Below are 15339 nucleotides of genomic sequence, written 5' to 3'. Positions count from 1 at the left end.
CTGCTGCCTGACTCCCGATCAATAAACTCCGCCTCTGGCCCATACTGGCAGTTGACCTTGAAGCGATCAATCAACCAATTTGGAGTTCCATCCGCCGCCAAGGTCAACTCACTTGGTCGCGCCGTTCTTTCGGATCGGCTGGGGCGACCACGCCGCCCCGGCCTCCCCTTCCCCTACTCCCGCACATCATACTTTTCCTTCAACCGACTCCATTCGTCCCAGAACGGCGCCGGTTCTTCTCCCTTCGCGCGGGCGACCAGCACGTCGAGATGGGCGTGCCAGCCGGCGCGGATCATCTGGCGCACCTCGCCTTCCGGCAGGCGGCGATGGGTCAGCGTCAGCAGCACCGCGTCGCCTTTCGCCTCCAGTTCGATCAGCACGGCGCCGCTCTCCCCCCAGGTGAACTCCAGCGCCGCCGGCGGCTCGAAACGCGTGACCCGGCTTTCCATGCTGTGCTCGCCGGAAAACCCTTCCGGCCGGGCGCCCGGCGGGTCTGTCAACTCGTCATTGCGCCAGGTCAGCGTGAAGGGCGCGCCCACCTTCCCCTCCATCTCGCCCGCAGCCAGCCATTTGGACCGCAGATCGCTTTCCGTGAGATAGCGCCAGACCCGTTCGATCGGTCCGGGCAGATTGCGGCGGATTTCAAGCGTGTCCGGGCCGGTCAGCGCCCCATAGGCGTCAAGCGTCGAAAACTCGTTCATTCGTCCTCTCCTTCCGGGTTTAAGGGTTCAGCGGCGTCCTCCGCGCGGAGCAGCCGCTCCAGATCGTCCAGCCGGCCGGTCCAGAACCGCTCATACTCGCCCAGCCAGCGATGAGCGGCGGCAAGCGGCTCCGGGACCAGCCTGCAGGTATGCGTGCGCCAGCGCACCTCGCGCCGGATCAACCCGGCGCGCTCCAGCACCTTCACGTGTTTCGACGCCGCCGCGAGCGACATCTCGAACGGCGCCGCCAGCTCCCCCACGCTCCGTTCGCCTTCGGCCAGCGCGCCGAGCATCCCCCGACGCGTCGGATCGCCGAGCGCGTGAAAGACGGCGTTCATCTCTGCTGTTCCTGATTCAACCATGGCGTTGAATGTACATGTCGGAATGGCATGAGTCAACCGAATTGTTGAATGAGATTTTCACCCCCGGAAACCCGCGCGATAGCCGCCCCGAAAAACACGAAGATTCGGATTATTTATTTATATCAATTGTTTGACCCCCTTATCGCGTGCGATAACGCACTGATTTCCCGCTGCCGCCCCGCCCCGCTCTCTGCTATCCTCGCCCCCATGCCGACGATCTGCCGCGACTGTTACGAGAGCTTCGAAAGGCCCGGCCGCTGCCCGGCCTGCCGCTCGCCGCGCACCCTGTCGCACCCGGAGATTCTCACCCTCGGGATCGCCCATATCGACTGCGACGCCTTCTACGCCTCGGTCGAGAAACGCGACGATCCGACCCTCGCCGACCGCCCCGTCATCATCGGCGGCGGTCGCCGCGGCGTCGTCTCCACCGCCTGCTACGTCGCCCGGATCAGGGGCGTCCGCTCCGCCATGCCGATGTTCAAGGCCCTCGCCCTCTGCCCCGAAGCCGTGGTCATCCCTCCGCGTATGGAGACCTATGTCGCCGTCTCCCGCCAGATCCGGACACTGATGGAGGAGGCGACCCCCCTCGTCGAACCCCTCTCCCTCGACGAGGCCTTCCTCGACCTCCGCGGCACCCAACGCCTTCACCGCGCCCCCCCGGCGATCACCCTCGCCCGCCTCATCGCCCGGATCAGGAGCGAGACCGGCATCGACGCCTCCGCCGGCCTCAGCCACAACAAGTTCCTCGCCAAGATCGCCTCCGATCTCGACAAGCCGCGCGGCTATTCCGTGGTCGGCGAGGCCGAAACCGACACCTTCCTCGCCCCCCGCCCAGTCTCCACCATCTGGGGCGTCGGCGCCGCCACGCAGAAGAAGCTGATCGCCGACGGGTTCCGCACCATCGCCGACCTCCGCCGCGCCGATGAAGCCGACCTCACCGCCCGCTACGGCGCCATGGGCCGCCGCCTCGCCGCCCTCGCCCGCGGCGAAGACGCCCGCCTCGTGACCCGCAACGCCGCGATGAAATCAATCTCCGCCGAGACCACTTTCGACGAAGACATCCGCGACCGCGAAACGCTCGAAGCCCACCTCTGGCGCCTCGCCGTGCGCGTCGCCGACCGCGCCAAGGCCAGGACTCTCGCCGGCCGCCGCGTCACGGTGAAGGTCAGAACCGCGGATTTCCGCGCCCTCACCCGCCAAAGCGCGCTCACCAGCCCCACGCAGCTCGCCGACCGCATCTTCACCACCGGACGGGCGCTCCTCGGTCTGATCCTCTCCCAAGGCCCGTTCCGGCTGGTCGGCGTGGGAATATCGGACCTGCTTCCTGAAGGCGAAGGCGACGACGCCTCGGCGGACCTTCTCGATTCTCAGGCCGGGGCGAGAGCCCGCGCGGAGCGCGCAAGCGACCGGATCCGCGCCCGATTTGGCGCGGATTCGATCGCAAAGGGCCGCAGCATCAGATGATCCGTCGCCGCGATACCGGCGGACCCTCGCAGTTGCAACAAATTTGTTCCCCCGCCAATAATCCTTCAATATGTTGATATAAAATTCTTTTTATTCGTCCGCCACCAACCAAGGTCACCTGGTCTGGCGAGATTCTGCAATGCACGCTTGCCAATGCTGCATCGCACACATATCTTCAACTCACGGCTTAGGCCGTAGCCCTTAGTCGGGCGTTTCCTCCCTTTACTTGGGCCGCTTCGGCGGCCCATTTTTTTGCGGTATTCTTGGAGTCCAACGCCTGTTTCCGCGTGGGTCCTCGATGGCGACCGGTCGTAGAAACCTATTCGGCGGCGAGCGCTCCGGCGCGGCCGATCAGAGCCAGTTCAGGGATCACACGCGCCAGTCGCGCATTCAATTCTGCATAGCCCGGCCCCGGCGTCACCAGATTCTGATCGAGATAGAGACCACGATCGATCTCTATCTGAATCGCGTGCCAGTTCTGCGACGGACGGCCGTAGCGCTGCGTTATGTGACCGCCGGCGAACGGCGCATTTACGGCGACGACGAAGCCAGCGCGCTCGAACGCATCGATGGCGGCCTGCATCAATGGTCGCGCCGCCGAGGCGCCGAAGCGGTCGCCGAGCACGATCTGCGCGCGCCCGCCCCGCACCCGCGGCGCCGCGCGCAACGCGTCGGACGGCATCGAATGACAATCGAAGAGAAGCGCGTAGCCGAAATGCGCGGCCGCCCGCGTCATCAGCGCCTCCAGCTTACGATGATAGGGCGTATGGCACGCGGCGATTCGCGCGCGCGCCTCGTCCAGCCCGATCTTCCCTTCGTATATCGGCCGCCCTTCCGCGACGATGCGCGGGATGACGCCCAAGCCAGCTGCAACGCGCGGGTTGAGCCCGGTCGCCCGGACATCGCGCACCACCGCCGGGTCCAGCTCCTCCGGCCCGCGGTTCAGATCGACATATGCGCGGGGCATCGCGGCGGCGATCAGCGGCGCGCCTGAATCGGGCGCGGCCGAGAAGAGCCGATCAACGAATGCGTCTTCGGAGGCGCGGAGCGCGTGCCGGTCGAGCCGGGCGCGCCGGATCAGGTCGTCGGGATAGATTCGGCCGCTATGCGGGGAACTGAACACCGCAGCGGCGGAAAGCGTCTCCGGCTCAGTCAGATGGAAGGGCTGCGTCGTGACCATGCGGATCAGGATGGACCCGCGCCATGCGATTGGCAATCCGAACAATAAGGGCCGAACGCGGTGTCGAGTTTCACCGCTTCGCGGCCTTGACGACCCCACGCATCCCATGCTTTATCCCGCGACCGGGCGCGGAGGCTCATGGGCGTATAGCTCAGCGGGAGAGCACTTCGTTGACATCGAAGGGGTCACTGGTTCAATCCCAGTTACGCCCACCATCAGACCGCCGCGCCGGGCGAGAGACAGAGATCAGGGCGCAGCGCGCCGGGAGACGCAGGATGAAAGTCAAGAATTCGCTTCGCTCGCTGAAGAGTCGTCATCCGGCGTGCCGCGTGGTGCGCCGCAAGGGTCGGGTCTACGTGATCAACAAGGTGCAGCGCCGGTTCAAGGCCCGCCAGGGCTGACCCGCGCCGCGCGCCTTCGAGCCGTGCGACGAAAATGAAGGCCGCGCTCTCGCGCGGCCTTTGGCGTTTCGGGAATCACTCGTAACTGCGCTGATCGTCGATCACCTTGCCGTCCTTCGGCAGACTCCCCGGGACGACGACCTCCACCGCGCCCTTGAGCTTCAGCGCCGCCACGACGCTGGCTTCGAACGCCGCGACATCGCCGCCCGTCGCCTCCAGCCGCACCAGCATCGAATCCTGCTCGCCCGAACGGGTGACGATAACGCGGGCTTTCAGCACTTCATCATGGCGGGCGACCAGCGTTGCGACCTGTTCCGGACGAACGAACATGCCCTTGACCTTCGCGGTTTGGTCGGCGCGACCCATCCAGCCCTTGATCCGCATGTTCGTGCGCCCGCAAGGGCTCTCGCCCGGTAGAACAGCGGAGAGATCGCCGGTGGCGAAACGGATCAGTGGATAGTCCAGGTTGAACGTGGTGACCACGACTTCGCCGACCTCGCCCTCAGCGACAGGATCGCCCGTACCCGGCGTCACGACCTCGACAAGCACACCCTCATCGACGACCATCCCCTCGACCGCGCCATCCGGTCCAGGGCTCTCATACGCGATTGAACCGAGATCGGCCGTGCCGTAACCCTGAAGGCAGGTGATCCCACGCTCAGCATATTCCGCGCGAAGACTCGGAAAAAGCGCACCGCCGCCGACCACCGCCTTTTTCAACCGCGATAGATCCAACCCAAGCTCTGCCGCCTTGTCGAGGATTACTTTCAGATAATCCGGCGTCCCGGTGTAGGCGGTGACGCCGATATCCGCCGCCGCCTGCGCTTGAAGCTCCGTCTGCCCTGTTCCCGCCGGCAAGACCGAAGCGCCGACAGCCGCCGCGCCATTCTCGAACATCATGCCGGCTGGCGTCAGGTGATAGGAGAAGCAATTCTGCACGATATCGCCCGGCCCGATCCCGGCGGCGAAAAGGCTGCGGCCCATGCGCCACCAGTCGCGCCCCGTCCCGCCCGGCTCATAGATCGGGCCGGGTGACTGAAAGACATGATGCGTCGCGCCCGGAGGCCGCGCGAAGCCGCCGAAGGGCGGGGCCGCCTTCTGCGCGGCGTGAAGGTCAGACTTGCGCAGCACGGGAAGCTTTGCGAGCCCGTTCAGGTCAGCGACTGCCGCAGGATCGACGCCATCAAGATGCGACGCCAGCCCCGGCGCGGCCCCCATCGCGCCGGCGATCAGCCGCGGCAGCTTGGCGGCGATATCCGCCGCGCGCTCATCAGCGCTGCGGGTTTCGAGTTCGTCGTAGTGGCGGGTCATTTGCTTTTCCTCCCAGCATTCCGCGCAACATTACAGATGCCCGGAATGAAGACCAACGCCCTGCATTCCTTCGACGAAAGGAAACGCGAAGTTGCACCGCGCGCAATTTTGTTGGCAGCGTTCGGAAGGCCGCTCAATAATTTCACGCTATTTATTGATTCGATCAAAACATAAGGAAACTAGAACCATGAGAAGATTCCACTTAATTGCTTGCTCCTCCCTGCTTGCGGCCGCTTGCTCCACTCCAACCGCCACCGCTCCGACCGCCAGGGCTGATCTCGTCCCGCTGAAGAACGACGCGTTCTTCGACGCCGTGTCGGGACGTCAGTTCAGATGCGTGAATCCCGGCGACGCGGGCGACTGGTTCACACTCACATTCGAGCCCTACAAGGGAGCGGGCGCCATCGGCTTTTCAGATACGCCGAATGCGCAGCCCACCGACCGCAGCTTCAAATATGAATACACGATGAGTCCGGAGGGCGATCCCCTCTCATCAGGCGGGAACGTGCGATACTACTACCGCTACGGCGCAAGTGGCGTCAGTTTCGCCCATTCACCCGGAGTGATCATTAACGATTGCGCGCCCAAGTAGAGTAGAGGCGGAATCGGTCGAGAGACTATCGGAGGCGGCGGGTCCGGGAGGTCCGGCCGCCTCTCCTGCTCGGCGCGGCCAAGGCGTGGCCTCAACTCAGCCACCGCTTGCGCCGGCGATAAGAGCGGCTGTCGCGAAAGCTTTTGCGCCCGGTCTCGGACATCCCGAGATAGAATTCCTTCACGTCAGGGTTCTCGCGCAAGCTCGCCGCCGGCCCGTCCATCACCACCCGGCCGCTTTCGAGGATATAGCCGTAATGAGCGAAGCGAAGCGCCACATTGGTGTTCTGCTCGGCTAGAAGAAAACTGACGCCCTCGTTCTCGTTCAGCCCTTTCACGATACCGAAGATTTCCTCCACAAGCTGCGGCGCGAGGCCCATCGATGGCTCGTCCAGCAGGATCATCTCCGGCCGGCTCATCAGCGCGCGGCCGATGGCGCACATTTGCTGCTCGCCGCCAGAAGTGTAGCCGGCCTGGCTTTTCCGTCGCTCCTTGAGGCGTGGAAAATAGGCGTAAACCTTCTCGAGTTCCGCCGCGGTCTCGGTCTTCGATGAGCGCGTGTAGGCGCCGGTGAGAAGATTCTCCTCGATCGTGAGATGTTCGAAACAGTGCCGCCCCTCCATTACCTGGATGACGCCCTTTTTCACCAGCGCGGCGGGATTCAGTTTCGCGACCGGCTCGCCGCGATAGCGGATTGCGCCTTTCGTCACCTCGCCACGCTCGGAATGGAGAAGGTTCGAGATCGCCTTGAGCGTCGTCGTCTTGCCGGCCCCGTTGCCGCCCAGCAAGGCGGTGATCCCGCCCCGCGGCACGGTCAGGCTGACGCCTTTCAGAACGAGGATCACGTGATTGTAGATCACCTCGACATTCGAGACTTCGAGCAGGGTTTCCGGTTCGCTCTTCGCCGGATTTTCACTGTCGTCGAGCATGGATGCGGCCTGAACTAGGAAGGGCGATGTTGGCGCCTCCCCGGCCCCGCGCGGAGCCGGGGAAGATATCATGTCAGTCGCAGGAGCGCGGCTCGATGCCATTCTCGGCGGCGTAGGCCGCGCTGTCCTCATCGATCAACGGCTGGAGCACGTCCATATCAGGCTCAACGAAGTCGGTGATGATGCTCCAGGTCTGGGCGTCGGCGTCCCATTGCTGGATCGCGCCAAGGCCCGGCCCGCCATGGTTCGCGCAGGTGACCTTGAATGTAGGGCCGAAGCCGGCGAGGCCGAGCGCCGTCAACTTTTCCTCGGTGATCTCCAGCGCCTCCATCCCGTCGCGCATCATCGCGGCGGTGATGTTCTTCTCGCCACTCAGTTCCTGCGCCGTCTTCGTCGCCTCGACCGCCAGCATCGCCGCGTAGAGGCCGCGGTTGTAGCCGACCGAGCCGATATTATCACCGGCGCCGGCGGCCTTTCCCGCGTCCACAACGTATTTCCGGATATCGTCGAAGATCGGCCAGTCGTCGCCGGTGCCGAAAAAGGCCAGCGCCTTGTAGCCGTCCGCGCCGGCGCCCGCCGGGATCACGTCAGGCTCGGCGCCCGACCACCAGATGCCGATGAAATTCTCCATCGGGTAACGGATGTTCGCGGCCTCCTGAATCGCGACCTGGTTCATCACGCCCCAGCCCCAGAAGAGAACGTAATCCGGCCGTTCGCGCCGGATTTGAAGCCATTGCGATTTCTGCTCCTGTCCGGGCGCGTCGATCGGCAGCAGCGTGAGGGAAAAACCATGCTTCTTGGCGAGTTCCTCCAGCGTCCGGATCGGCTCCTTGCCATAGGCCGAATTGTGGTAAAGCAGCGCAATGTTCTTGCCGGAAATATCGCCGCCATTCTCGTTCAGAATGTACTTCACCGCGACCGAGGCGCCGGCCCAGTAATTGGTCGGGTAGGTGAAAACCCATTCGAACACCTTGCCGTTGGCGGCCGAGGTGCGGCCATACCCCATCGAGTGCATCGGAATTCCATCGGCCGAAACCTTGGGGATCAGCTGGTAGGTGATGCCGGTGGAGAGGGGCTGATAGAGCAACGCGCCATCGCCCTCGCCCTTGGTCGACTCATAACACTCGACGCCCTTTTCGGTGTTGTAGCCGGTCTCGCATTCCGGCACCCGCGCCTTCACGCCGCCGATGCCTCCATCGCGTTCGTTCACCAGGGTGAAGTAATCGGCATAGCCGTCGGCGAAGGGGATGCCGCTCGCGGCGTAAGCGCCGGTGCGGTAGCTGAGCGATGGGAACACGAGGTCCGCCAACGCCGGACTCGCCGCCAGCAGCGCCGCCGCAGTGATCGCGGACAGTCTGGAGAGTTTCATGCTAAATCCTCCCTGTAGGGTTGAAGATCGGTATGCGCCCCGGTTGTTCCGGGTTCGTCTCATGCGGTCGATCCTAGTGCGGAAACGGCCACAATCTCAATTTTTCCTTCAGTAATCGCCACAATTGCGCAAGCCCGTGCGGCTCGACAATCAGGAACAGGATGATCAGCCCGCCCGAAATGACGAGTTGAAGATGCGCGGCGACATCCGTCGGCCAGTCGAGCCCGCCGACAAAGAGGTTTTTCAGGAGGACCGGCAGAAGCACCATGAACGCCGCCCCAATGAAACTGCCCAGAATCGAGCCGAGCCCGCCAATGATGATCATGAAAAGGACGAGGAACGACTTGTCGATGCCAAACGCCTCGCCCACCTCCGCCGCGCCGAGATAGACAGTGAAGAAGAGCGCACCCGCGACGCCGATGTAAAAGGATGAGATCGCGAAGGCGGAGAGTTTCGCCATCAGCGGATTCACGCCGATGATCTCCGCCGCGATGTCCATGTCGCGGATCGCCATCCATTGTCGTCCCAGCCTACCCCGCGTCAGGTTCCGCGCCGCCCAGGCGAAAATGAACACGAAGAGAAGGCAGAACAGATAGGTCGCCCAGGGCGCCGCCGACGGCCCGGTCACCTCGATCCCGAAAAAAGTGCGCGTCGGCGCATTGATCTGCCCGGTCGCGGAATAATTGTAGAACCACGGCACCTTGTTGAAGAGCCAGACCAGGAAGAACTGCGCCGCCAGCGTCGCCACGGCCAGGTAGAACCCCTTGATCCTGAGCGAGGGCAACCCGAAGAGTAGCCCGACCCCCGCCGTCACCCCGCCGGAGAGCAGGATGACGAAGAAGATGTTCAGCTCCGGAAACGCGGTCATCAACTTGTAGGAGGCGTAGGCCCCGACCGCCATGAACCCGCCGGTGCCGAGCGAAAGCTGCCCGCAATAGCCAGTCAGAATGTTGAGCCCGAGCGCCGCCATCGCATAAATCAGCACCGGGACGAGGACCGACTTCTCCCAGTAGTCGTCAATAATGAATGGAATAACCAGAAACGCCACCGCGATCGCCACGTAATAGCCCCAACGGTCGAAAGCGATCGGAAAGGTCTGGCCGTCGGCGGCGTATGATGTCTTGAAGTCACCGGCTTCGCGATACAGCATCTCAGTCTTCCCATTCCGCCGCGCCGGCGGGGAAATCCCCACCCTGCGGACCAACAATGCAGAACCGGTGGCCGGTCGGGGCCTCCATCACGTGCCAGGTCTTGATGCTCTCCAGCGGCTTCGCGCCGACAGCCGCGAGCCGCGCGCGCTCGGCTTCCCGGTCGTCGGTCTCGATGTCGAGATGGACGCGCGGCTCGTGCCCGACCTTCTGCAGGAGGACGCGCAATTGCCCCCCGGTATGGAGCTGCGCGTATTTGCCGTCGTCGTCGATCTCGCCCTCGCAGCCAAGCGCTTCCTTCCAGAAGGCGAGCGCCGCGGTCAAATCCTCGGTCTGGCAGTCGATCACGATAACACCGATGCGGGATTGATGCGCCATCACACCCTCTCGATGATCTTGTCGCCGAAAAGACCCTGCGGCCGAAACACGAGGAAGAGGAGCGCCAGCACATAGGCGAACCAGTTCTCCGTCGCCCCGCCGATCAACGGGCCGATCCAGAATTCGAAGAGCTTTTCGCCGACGCCGATGATCAGCCCGCCGACGATGGCGCCGGGAATTGAGGTGAACCCGCCAAGCATCAAAACCGGAAGCGCCTTCAGCGCGATCAGCGAGAGCGAAAACTGAACGCCGGACTTGGCGCCCCACATGATGCCCGCGACCAGCGCGACAAAGCCGGCGATGGACCAGACGATCACCCAGATCGCCCGGAGCGAGATACCCACGGAGAGCGCCGCCTGGTGATCGTCCGCCACTGCGCGCAGGGCGCGGCCTGTCTTGGTGTATTGCGAAAACACCGTCAGCCCGATCACAAGGATGACCGCGACCACCGTCGCCCAGACATCGAGCAGGTCGATATACATCCCGTAATAGTTCGACCCTTCGGCCGCGAGGCCGATGGTCCGGTCCTCCAGCCAGAACGACCCGCCCTGCGGGATGCCGATATCGAGCGTCTTGATATCGGCGCCCCACAGCAGATCGCCGAACCCCTCCATGAAATAGGCGAGGCCGATCGTGGCCATGAAAAGGATGATCGGATCCTGGTTCACCAGGTGCTTGAGGATCAGCCGCTCGACCAGGAACGCGAACAGGATCATCACCGCGAGCGAACCGAGAATCGCGAGGACCGAGGGCAGCGTCCAGCCGAAATATTCGAGATGCACGCCGAAGATCGCGTTGATGAGATGCGCGAACGGTACCTGCCCGGTCTGCAGCCCGACCAGCGTCAGCGCCGCGAACAGCGCCATGACGCCCTGGCTATAATTGAAAATTCCTGAAGACTTGAAGATCAGCACGAAGCCGAGCGCCACAAGTGAATACATCACCCCGGTCATCAACCCGTTGAGGATCACCTCAATCGTGTAGAGAATGACCGGGTCCATCAATCGGCCTCGCTCAGCGAAACAACGCCGGCCGAAACACGCGTTTTCGCGTCGTGATAGGATGAATAGATGACGCTGCGCGTAGAATCGCCTGCGTCGTCAAGAAATGCGCGGGCGTTGACGACGCTGTCATCCGACGCCTCCCCGAGATATTCTGGGTAGGTTTTCTTTAGGAGTCCGGCGAACTGCTCGGTCGAGAACGCCTCCGTGACGGCGGCGCAGCGCTCGCCCTCCGGCCCCTCTTCGATGACCAGGATGACCGCGCCCTGCGAATCGTCCGGCGCCATCCAGAACGACAGGTCGCGCCCGCTCAACTCCTCGTAGTCGGGCACCTTCGGGAACCGGGCGATCACCTCGGCCGTCGCCGGGATCAGCCCCGCCGTGTCGGGCGCGTCGCCGGCCTTGATGGGCAAGGCGCATCTATCCCTGAAATAGCCGGCGAAACGATCTCCGATCGCGTTCACATCGGCGGGGCTCGCCGCTGCGTGCGCCGGCGCTGGCTGCGTTTCGCTCGACGGCGCCTGCGCGCAGGCCGTCAGAACCGCGGCGGCGAGCGCTGCTTGCCCCAGTTTCGTCAAATCACTCATTGCATACTCCGGAATAGGGGTCGTTCACGCCTGGCGCGAACAGTTCGGTGAAGCGGTTGACCGGCGCCATCAGGCCCCGGCCTCTGGTTTGATCATGACCCGCGCGGAAACCCCGTGCGCCAGATCCTGATAGCTTGCGAAAACGCCGCCGTCACTTTCGGCGTCGTCGCCGACAGAGGAGACGCGCCTTTCGTTCGGTCCGACACAAGCCCGGCCCCGCGGAAAACCGCCGACGATCTCGCGCGAAGCCGGCGCACGCAGATTGGCGTCAGGCGGCGGAGGCGTTATCCGCAGCGGTGCGGCCGACCCGCGCGCGGTGATCGCGCCGAACGCGGTCTCCGACACCGGGATCCGCGCTTCAGTCATGGCTCACCCCCAGGTAGGCGTCGATCACATCCTGATTGCGCCGCACCTCGTCGGGCGGGCCGTCGCCGATCTTGCGACCGTAATCCAGCACGACGACGCGATCGGCGATGTCCATCACCACGCCCATGTCATGCTCGATCAGCGCGATCGTGGTGCCAAACTCATCGTTCACATCGAGGATGAAACGGCACATGTCCTCCTTTTCCTCGACATTCATGCCCGCCATCGGCTCATCGAGCAACAGGAGCGACGGGTCCGCCGCCAGCGCCCGGCCGAGTTCGACCCGCTTCTGCAGACCATATGGGAGCCGTCCGACCGGGGTTTTGCGGATCCCCTGTATCTCCAGGAAATCAATGATCTTCTCGACCGCCTCCCGATGCGCGACCTCCTCGGCCTCGGCTTTGCCGAACCAGAGCGCCTGCGACAGCATCCCGGCCTTCATCTTGGTGAGCCGCCCGGACATGATGTTGTCGAGCGTCGTCATGCCCTTGAAGAGCGCGATATTCTGGAAGGTGCGGGCGACGCCCTGATGGGCGATCTGATAGGGCTTCAGCGGCTCGCGCTTCGCGCCGCGATACCAGACCTCGCCCTCCTGTGGGTGATAGAATCCGTTGATCACGTTCAGCATGGAGGACTTGCCGGCCCCGTTTGGCCCGATGATCGCGCGAATCTCACCTTCTAGGACGTCGAAGGAGATATTGGACAGCGCGACGACGCCGCCGAAACGGAGCGTGATGTTCCGCACCTCCAGCACCGGCCCGCCGATCCGGCGGCCGTCAGGGGTGACGAAGCCATGACTCGGGTTGTTCACGCGGCGGCCTTCCGGACCGGCGGGTAGGCCTCCATGTCGGCGATCTTCAGCACCGCCGAGATCTTGCCCTTGCGACCGTCCTCATAGGTGACTTCGGTCTCGGCGAAGACCTCCTCCGCGTCGGAGTAGAGCGCTTCGATCAGCGGCTCGTAGCGTTCGGTGATCGTCGGACGGCGCACTTTCTGCGTGCGGGTCAACTCGCCATCGTCAGCATCAAGTTGCTTGTGAAGCACCAGAAAGCGATGAATCTGGCAGCCGGAAAGCATCTCGTCGGCGGCGAGCGAACGGTTCACCTCATCAACATGGCTTCGCATCATCTCGTAGACCTTCGGATGCTGCGCCAATTCGGTATAGGATCCATAGGCGATGTTATTGCGCTCGGCCCAGTTGCCGACCGAGCCGAGATCGATATTCAGGAACGCGCTGCACCTGTCGCGCCCCGCGCCGAAAACCACGGCTTCGAGGATGTTGGGATAGTATTTCAGCTTGTTCTCGACGTATTTTGGCGCGAACAGCCCGCCATCGGCCATCTTGCCGACATCCTTCGCCCGGTCGATGATCCTGAGGTGCCCTGTCTCCTTCTCGATGAAACCGGCGTCGCCGGTGGCGACCCAGCCATCCTTGTCTTTGGTTTCGGCGGTCTTTTCGGGCTGCCTGTAATACTCCACGAAAACGCCGGGGCTGCGATACCAGACCTCGCCCTTCTCATCGATCCGAAGCTCGACCCCCGGCGTCGGCGTGCCGACCGTGTCGGCGCGGACCTCGCCATTCGGCTGCGCGGTGATGAAGACGCTGGCCTCGGTCTGTCCGTAGAGCTGTTTCAGGTTGATGCCAAGCGCGCGATAGAACCGGAAGATCTCAGGGCCGATCGCTTCGCCGGCGGTGTAGCCGAGCCGGATGTTCGACATGCCGAGCGTGTTCTTCAGCGGCCCGTAGATCAGGATATCGCCGAGCCGGTATTTCAACCGATCGAGAAGGCCGACCGCGCGCCCGTCCAGGATCTTCGGGCCGACATCCTCCGCGTGTTTCATGAAGTAATTGAAGAGCCATCGCTTCAGACGCCCGGCGTCCTCCATACGGATCATCACCGTGGTCAAAAGGCTTTCGTAGATGCGCGGCGGCGCGAAATAATAACTCGGCCCGATCTCGCGAAGATCGAGCAGCATCGTGTCCGGGCTTTCCGGGCAGGCGACCGAAAAGCCGCATACATAGGCCTGACCGACCGAGAAGATGAAATCGCCAACCCACGCCATCGGCAGATAGGCGAGAACGCTGTCGGTCTGCCTCAGATCGTCGAAAACCGCCGAGGACCGCGCCGCCGACAGAATATTGTCGTTGGAAAGAACGACGCCCTTCGGCTTGCCCGTGGTGCCGGACGTGTAGAGGATGATGCAAGTGTCGGAGCCCTTCGCCGTCGCAATCAGCGCGTCGATCTCGGCCCCGTGCTCCGCCTCCGCCGCGCGGCCGGCCTTCTGAACCTCGTCATAGCGATGAAGGCGCTCGTGATCGTATTTCCGCAGGCCCCGCGGGTCCGAATAGACGATCCGCTCCAGATCGGGCAGCTTGTCGCCAACCGAGAGCACCTTGTCGACCTGCTCCTGATCCTCGACGATGGCGAAGCGGACCCCGGCATGTTCGAGAACGAACTGCATCTCCTCCGCGACGCTGTCCTGATAGACTGGCACTGGCGTCGCGCCGCACATCTGGATAGCCGGCATCGACCAGTAGAGCCGTGGACGGTTGGCGCCGATGATCGCCACCCTGTCCCCGGCGCCGAGACCAAGCGTGCGCAGTCCGAGCGCGAGGGCGCGCACCTCATCGCGAACCTCGGCCCAGGTGAAGCTTTGCCAGATGCCGAATTCCTTCTCGCGACTCGCTGGCGCATTGGCGCGCGATGTCGCGTTCCATTCGAGAAGTTTCGGCAAGGTGTCCAGCGCCTCTGGCGGCGCGACATGATCGCCCAAAGGCGCTTCCTCCCAGTGATGCCGGGCGTTGCCGGCGACCGCCTGTTAACGGCGTTATGGTAGGAAATTGCGCAGCATTCCCGGCCGGGTCAAGCGTCTGCGACCGGATTGATCCGGCGCTGGCGACAAACCGCCAGTATCCAGAGGTTCTGTTTCGAAACCAAAAAAGGAAATGCGCGCGCCGATCTCCCGGCGCGCGCAATGTCATTCATCTGATCGCCTTAGGCGATCAGTGGCTCACGCGTCGGCTTTCGCCTTGCGCTTGCCTTCGATCGCCTTGCGGCCGCCGATCTCGATTCTGCGCGGCTTCAGCGCCTCCGGAAGTTCACGGACGAGATCGATGTGCAGCAAGCCGTTCTCCAACGCCGCGCCAGTGGCGTTCACGTGGTCGGCGAGTTGGAAGCGGCGCTCGAAGCTTCGCTCGGCGATGCCGCGGTGGAGATAGACCGGGGCGTCGTCGCCATCGGCCGGGGCCTTGCCGCCCTTGACGACCAGCACGCCTTCGCGCGCCTCGATATCGAGATCGCCCATCGCGAATCCGGCCACCGCGAGCGTGATGCGATAGGCGTCATCGCCGGTCTTCTCGATATTATAGGGGGGATAGCCCGGCTGCGCGGATTCCTGGGTCAGAACCTGGTCGAGCATGCTCGCGAAGCGGTCGAAACCGACGGTCGAGCGATATAGCGGGGTGAGGTCAAAGTTGCGCATGTCAGATGTCCTCCTTTGGAGCGATACTGATGGACGGCGTCCCCATTGCGGGCGGCGCCTCATTCGAT

Annotated in this window: 17 protein-coding genes and 1 tRNA gene; 4 read left to right on the top strand and 14 right to left on the bottom strand. The window is 63.6% G+C overall.

Annotation, left to right across the window (positions count from 1 at the left end; genetic code table 11):
• Positions 1 to 173: 173 nt before the first annotated feature.
• Both G5B40_RS20150 and G5B40_RS20145 read right to left on the bottom strand, forming a co-directional pair.
• Positions 174 to 701, bottom strand: coding sequence for an SRPBCC family protein (locus tag G5B40_RS20150; RefSeq protein WP_165102693.1), 528 nt, complete (start codon positions 699 to 701; stop codon positions 174 to 176).
• A complete protein-coding gene (locus G5B40_RS20145) occupies positions 698 to 1039 on the bottom strand; it encodes an ArsR/SmtB family transcription factor (RefSeq protein ID WP_211907376.1) in 342 nt (113 codons plus the stop codon). The genes G5B40_RS20150 and G5B40_RS20145 overlap by 4 nt, the downstream gene beginning before the upstream one ends.
• 231 nt (positions 1040 to 1270) lie before the next feature.
• On the opposite strand from G5B40_RS20145, the gene G5B40_RS20140 reads away from it, so the two are divergent.
• Positions 1271 to 2527 (top strand): DNA polymerase IV, encoded by a 1257-nt coding sequence (locus G5B40_RS20140; RefSeq protein WP_165103898.1) that lies wholly within the window; start codon positions 1271 to 1273, stop codon positions 2525 to 2527.
• Positions 2528 to 2846: 319 nt separating this feature from the next.
• Here the strand turns inward: G5B40_RS20140 and G5B40_RS20135 are convergent, their stop codons facing one another.
• Entirely contained in the window at positions 2847 to 3707 is an 861-nt protein-coding gene (locus tag G5B40_RS20135) for an N-formylglutamate amidohydrolase (protein WP_165102687.1), read from the bottom strand.
• A 140-nt stretch (positions 3708 to 3847) separates the two neighbouring features.
• Here G5B40_RS20135 and G5B40_RS20130 point away from each other — a divergent pair.
• Positions 3848 to 3922 (top strand) — tRNA-Val (locus G5B40_RS20130).
• A gap of 60 nt (positions 3923 to 3982) precedes the next feature.
• Positions 3983 to 4108 carry a type B 50S ribosomal protein L36 gene (gene ykgO, locus G5B40_RS20125; protein WP_165102684.1) on the top strand — a complete coding sequence of 42 codons (126 nt, stop codon included), beginning with the start codon at positions 3983 to 3985 and terminating at the stop codon, positions 4106 to 4108.
• Between the two features lie 75 nt (positions 4109 to 4183).
• Here ykgO and G5B40_RS20120 read toward each other — a convergent pair whose 3' ends face one another.
• The gene (locus tag G5B40_RS20120; protein WP_165102681.1) at positions 4184 to 5419 is read right to left on the bottom strand and encodes a phenylacetate--CoA ligase family protein; all 1236 of its coding nucleotides are present in this window, start codon (positions 5417 to 5419) and stop codon (positions 4184 to 4186) included.
• A gap of 187 nt (positions 5420 to 5606) precedes the next feature.
• On the opposite strand from G5B40_RS20120, the gene G5B40_RS20115 reads away from it, so the two are divergent.
• Positions 5607 to 6011: a hypothetical protein gene (locus tag G5B40_RS20115; protein ID WP_165102678.1), complete on the top strand. Its 405-nt coding sequence runs from the start codon at positions 5607 to 5609 to the stop codon at positions 6009 to 6011.
• 91 nt (positions 6012 to 6102) lie between these two features.
• Here G5B40_RS20115 and G5B40_RS20110 read toward each other — a convergent pair whose 3' ends face one another.
• The 10 genes from G5B40_RS20110 to G5B40_RS20065 form a co-directional block, all read right to left on the bottom strand.
• On the bottom strand, positions 6103 to 6939 hold the full coding sequence (locus G5B40_RS20110) for an ABC transporter ATP-binding protein (protein ID WP_165102675.1): 837 nt from the start codon (positions 6937 to 6939) through the stop codon (positions 6103 to 6105).
• 73 nt (positions 6940 to 7012) lie between these two features.
• Entirely contained in the window at positions 7013 to 8308 is a 1296-nt protein-coding gene (locus G5B40_RS20105; RefSeq protein ID WP_165102672.1) for an ABC transporter substrate-binding protein, read from the bottom strand.
• A 73-nt stretch (positions 8309 to 8381) separates the two neighbouring features.
• Entirely contained in the window at positions 8382 to 9458 is a 1077-nt protein-coding gene (locus G5B40_RS20100; RefSeq protein ID WP_165102669.1) for a branched-chain amino acid ABC transporter permease, read from the bottom strand.
• Position 9459: 1 nt separating this feature from the next.
• On the bottom strand, positions 9460 to 9834 hold the full coding sequence (locus G5B40_RS20095; RefSeq protein WP_165102666.1) for a VOC family protein: 375 nt from the start codon (positions 9832 to 9834) through the stop codon (positions 9460 to 9462).
• Complete coding sequence (locus tag G5B40_RS20090) at positions 9834 to 10835, bottom strand: branched-chain amino acid ABC transporter permease (RefSeq protein ID WP_165102663.1); 1002 nt, start codon at positions 10833 to 10835, stop codon at positions 9834 to 9836. Before G5B40_RS20090 ends, G5B40_RS20095 begins: the two co-directional genes overlap by 1 nt.
• Positions 10835 to 11422: a hypothetical protein gene (locus tag G5B40_RS20085; RefSeq protein WP_165102661.1), complete on the bottom strand. Its 588-nt coding sequence runs from the start codon at positions 11420 to 11422 to the stop codon at positions 10835 to 10837. Before G5B40_RS20085 ends, G5B40_RS20090 begins: the two co-directional genes overlap by 1 nt.
• Positions 11423 to 11491: 69 nt before the next feature.
• Positions 11492 to 11788 carry a hypothetical protein gene (locus tag G5B40_RS20080; protein WP_165102658.1) on the bottom strand — a complete coding sequence of 99 codons (297 nt, stop codon included), beginning with the start codon at positions 11786 to 11788 and terminating at the stop codon, positions 11492 to 11494.
• Positions 11781 to 12599: an ABC transporter ATP-binding protein gene (locus G5B40_RS20075; RefSeq protein ID WP_165102655.1), complete on the bottom strand. Its 819-nt coding sequence runs from the start codon at positions 12597 to 12599 to the stop codon at positions 11781 to 11783. The genes G5B40_RS20080 and G5B40_RS20075 overlap by 8 nt, the downstream gene beginning before the upstream one ends.
• Entirely contained in the window at positions 12596 to 14563 is a 1968-nt protein-coding gene (locus tag G5B40_RS20070; RefSeq protein WP_165102652.1) for an AMP-binding protein, read from the bottom strand. The genes G5B40_RS20075 and G5B40_RS20070 overlap by 4 nt, the downstream gene beginning before the upstream one ends.
• 237 nt (positions 14564 to 14800) lie before the next feature.
• Complete coding sequence (locus G5B40_RS20065) at positions 14801 to 15271, bottom strand: Hsp20 family protein (protein WP_165102649.1); 471 nt, start codon at positions 15269 to 15271, stop codon at positions 14801 to 14803.
• Positions 15272 to 15339 lie beyond the last annotated feature (68 nt).

The sequence above is a fragment of the Pikeienuella piscinae genome (assembly GCF_011044155.1).
Taxonomy (GTDB): domain Bacteria; phylum Pseudomonadota; class Alphaproteobacteria; order Rhodobacterales; family Rhodobacteraceae; genus Pikeienuella; species Pikeienuella piscinae.
Note: the sequence above shows the minus strand (reverse complement) of the source record. Positions and strands in the feature narration are given on the sequence as shown.

Bases quoted from the DNA above. Each gene is read 5' to 3' on its own strand.
- G5B40_RS20135 (WP_165102687.1), bottom strand. From the start codon at position 3,707: ATGGTCACGACGCAGCCCTTCCATCTGACTGAGCCGGAGACGCTTTCC.
- ykgO (WP_165102684.1), top strand. From the start codon at position 3,983: ATGAAAGTCAAGAATTCGCTTCGCTCGCTGAAGAGTCGTCATCCGGCG.
- G5B40_RS20105 (WP_165102672.1), bottom strand. From the start codon at position 8,308: ATGAAACTCTCCAGACTGTCCGCGATCACTGCGGCGGCGCTGCTGGCG.
- G5B40_RS20080 (WP_165102658.1), bottom strand. From the start codon at position 11,788: ATGACTGAAGCGCGGATCCCGGTGTCGGAGACCGCGTTCGGCGCGATC.
- G5B40_RS20100 (WP_165102669.1), bottom strand. From the start codon at position 9,458: ATGCTGTATCGCGAAGCCGGTGACTTCAAGACATCATACGCCGCCGAC.
- G5B40_RS20145 (WP_211907376.1), bottom strand. From the start codon at position 1,039: ATGAACGCCGTCTTTCACGCGCTCGGCGATCCGACGCGTCGGGGGATG.
- G5B40_RS20095 (WP_165102666.1), bottom strand. From the start codon at position 9,834: ATGGCGCATCAATCCCGCATCGGTGTTATCGTGATCGACTGCCAGACC.
- G5B40_RS20090 (WP_165102663.1), bottom strand. From the start codon at position 10,835: ATGGACCCGGTCATTCTCTACACGATTGAGGTGATCCTCAACGGGTTG.
- G5B40_RS20110 (WP_165102675.1), bottom strand. From the start codon at position 6,939: ATGCTCGACGACAGTGAAAATCCGGCGAAGAGCGAACCGGAAACCCTG.
- G5B40_RS20140 (WP_165103898.1), top strand. From the start codon at position 1,271: ATGCCGACGATCTGCCGCGACTGTTACGAGAGCTTCGAAAGGCCCGGC.
- G5B40_RS20120 (WP_165102681.1), bottom strand. From the start codon at position 5,419: ATGACCCGCCACTACGACGAACTCGAAACCCGCAGCGCTGATGAGCGC.
- G5B40_RS20065 (WP_165102649.1), bottom strand. From the start codon at position 15,271: ATGCGCAACTTTGACCTCACCCCGCTATATCGCTCGACCGTCGGTTTC.
- G5B40_RS20115 (WP_165102678.1), top strand. From the start codon at position 5,607: ATGAGAAGATTCCACTTAATTGCTTGCTCCTCCCTGCTTGCGGCCGCT.
- G5B40_RS20150 (WP_165102693.1), bottom strand. From the start codon at position 701: ATGAACGAGTTTTCGACGCTTGACGCCTATGGGGCGCTGACCGGCCCG.
- G5B40_RS20085 (WP_165102661.1), bottom strand. From the start codon at position 11,422: ATGAGTGATTTGACGAAACTGGGGCAAGCAGCGCTCGCCGCCGCGGTT.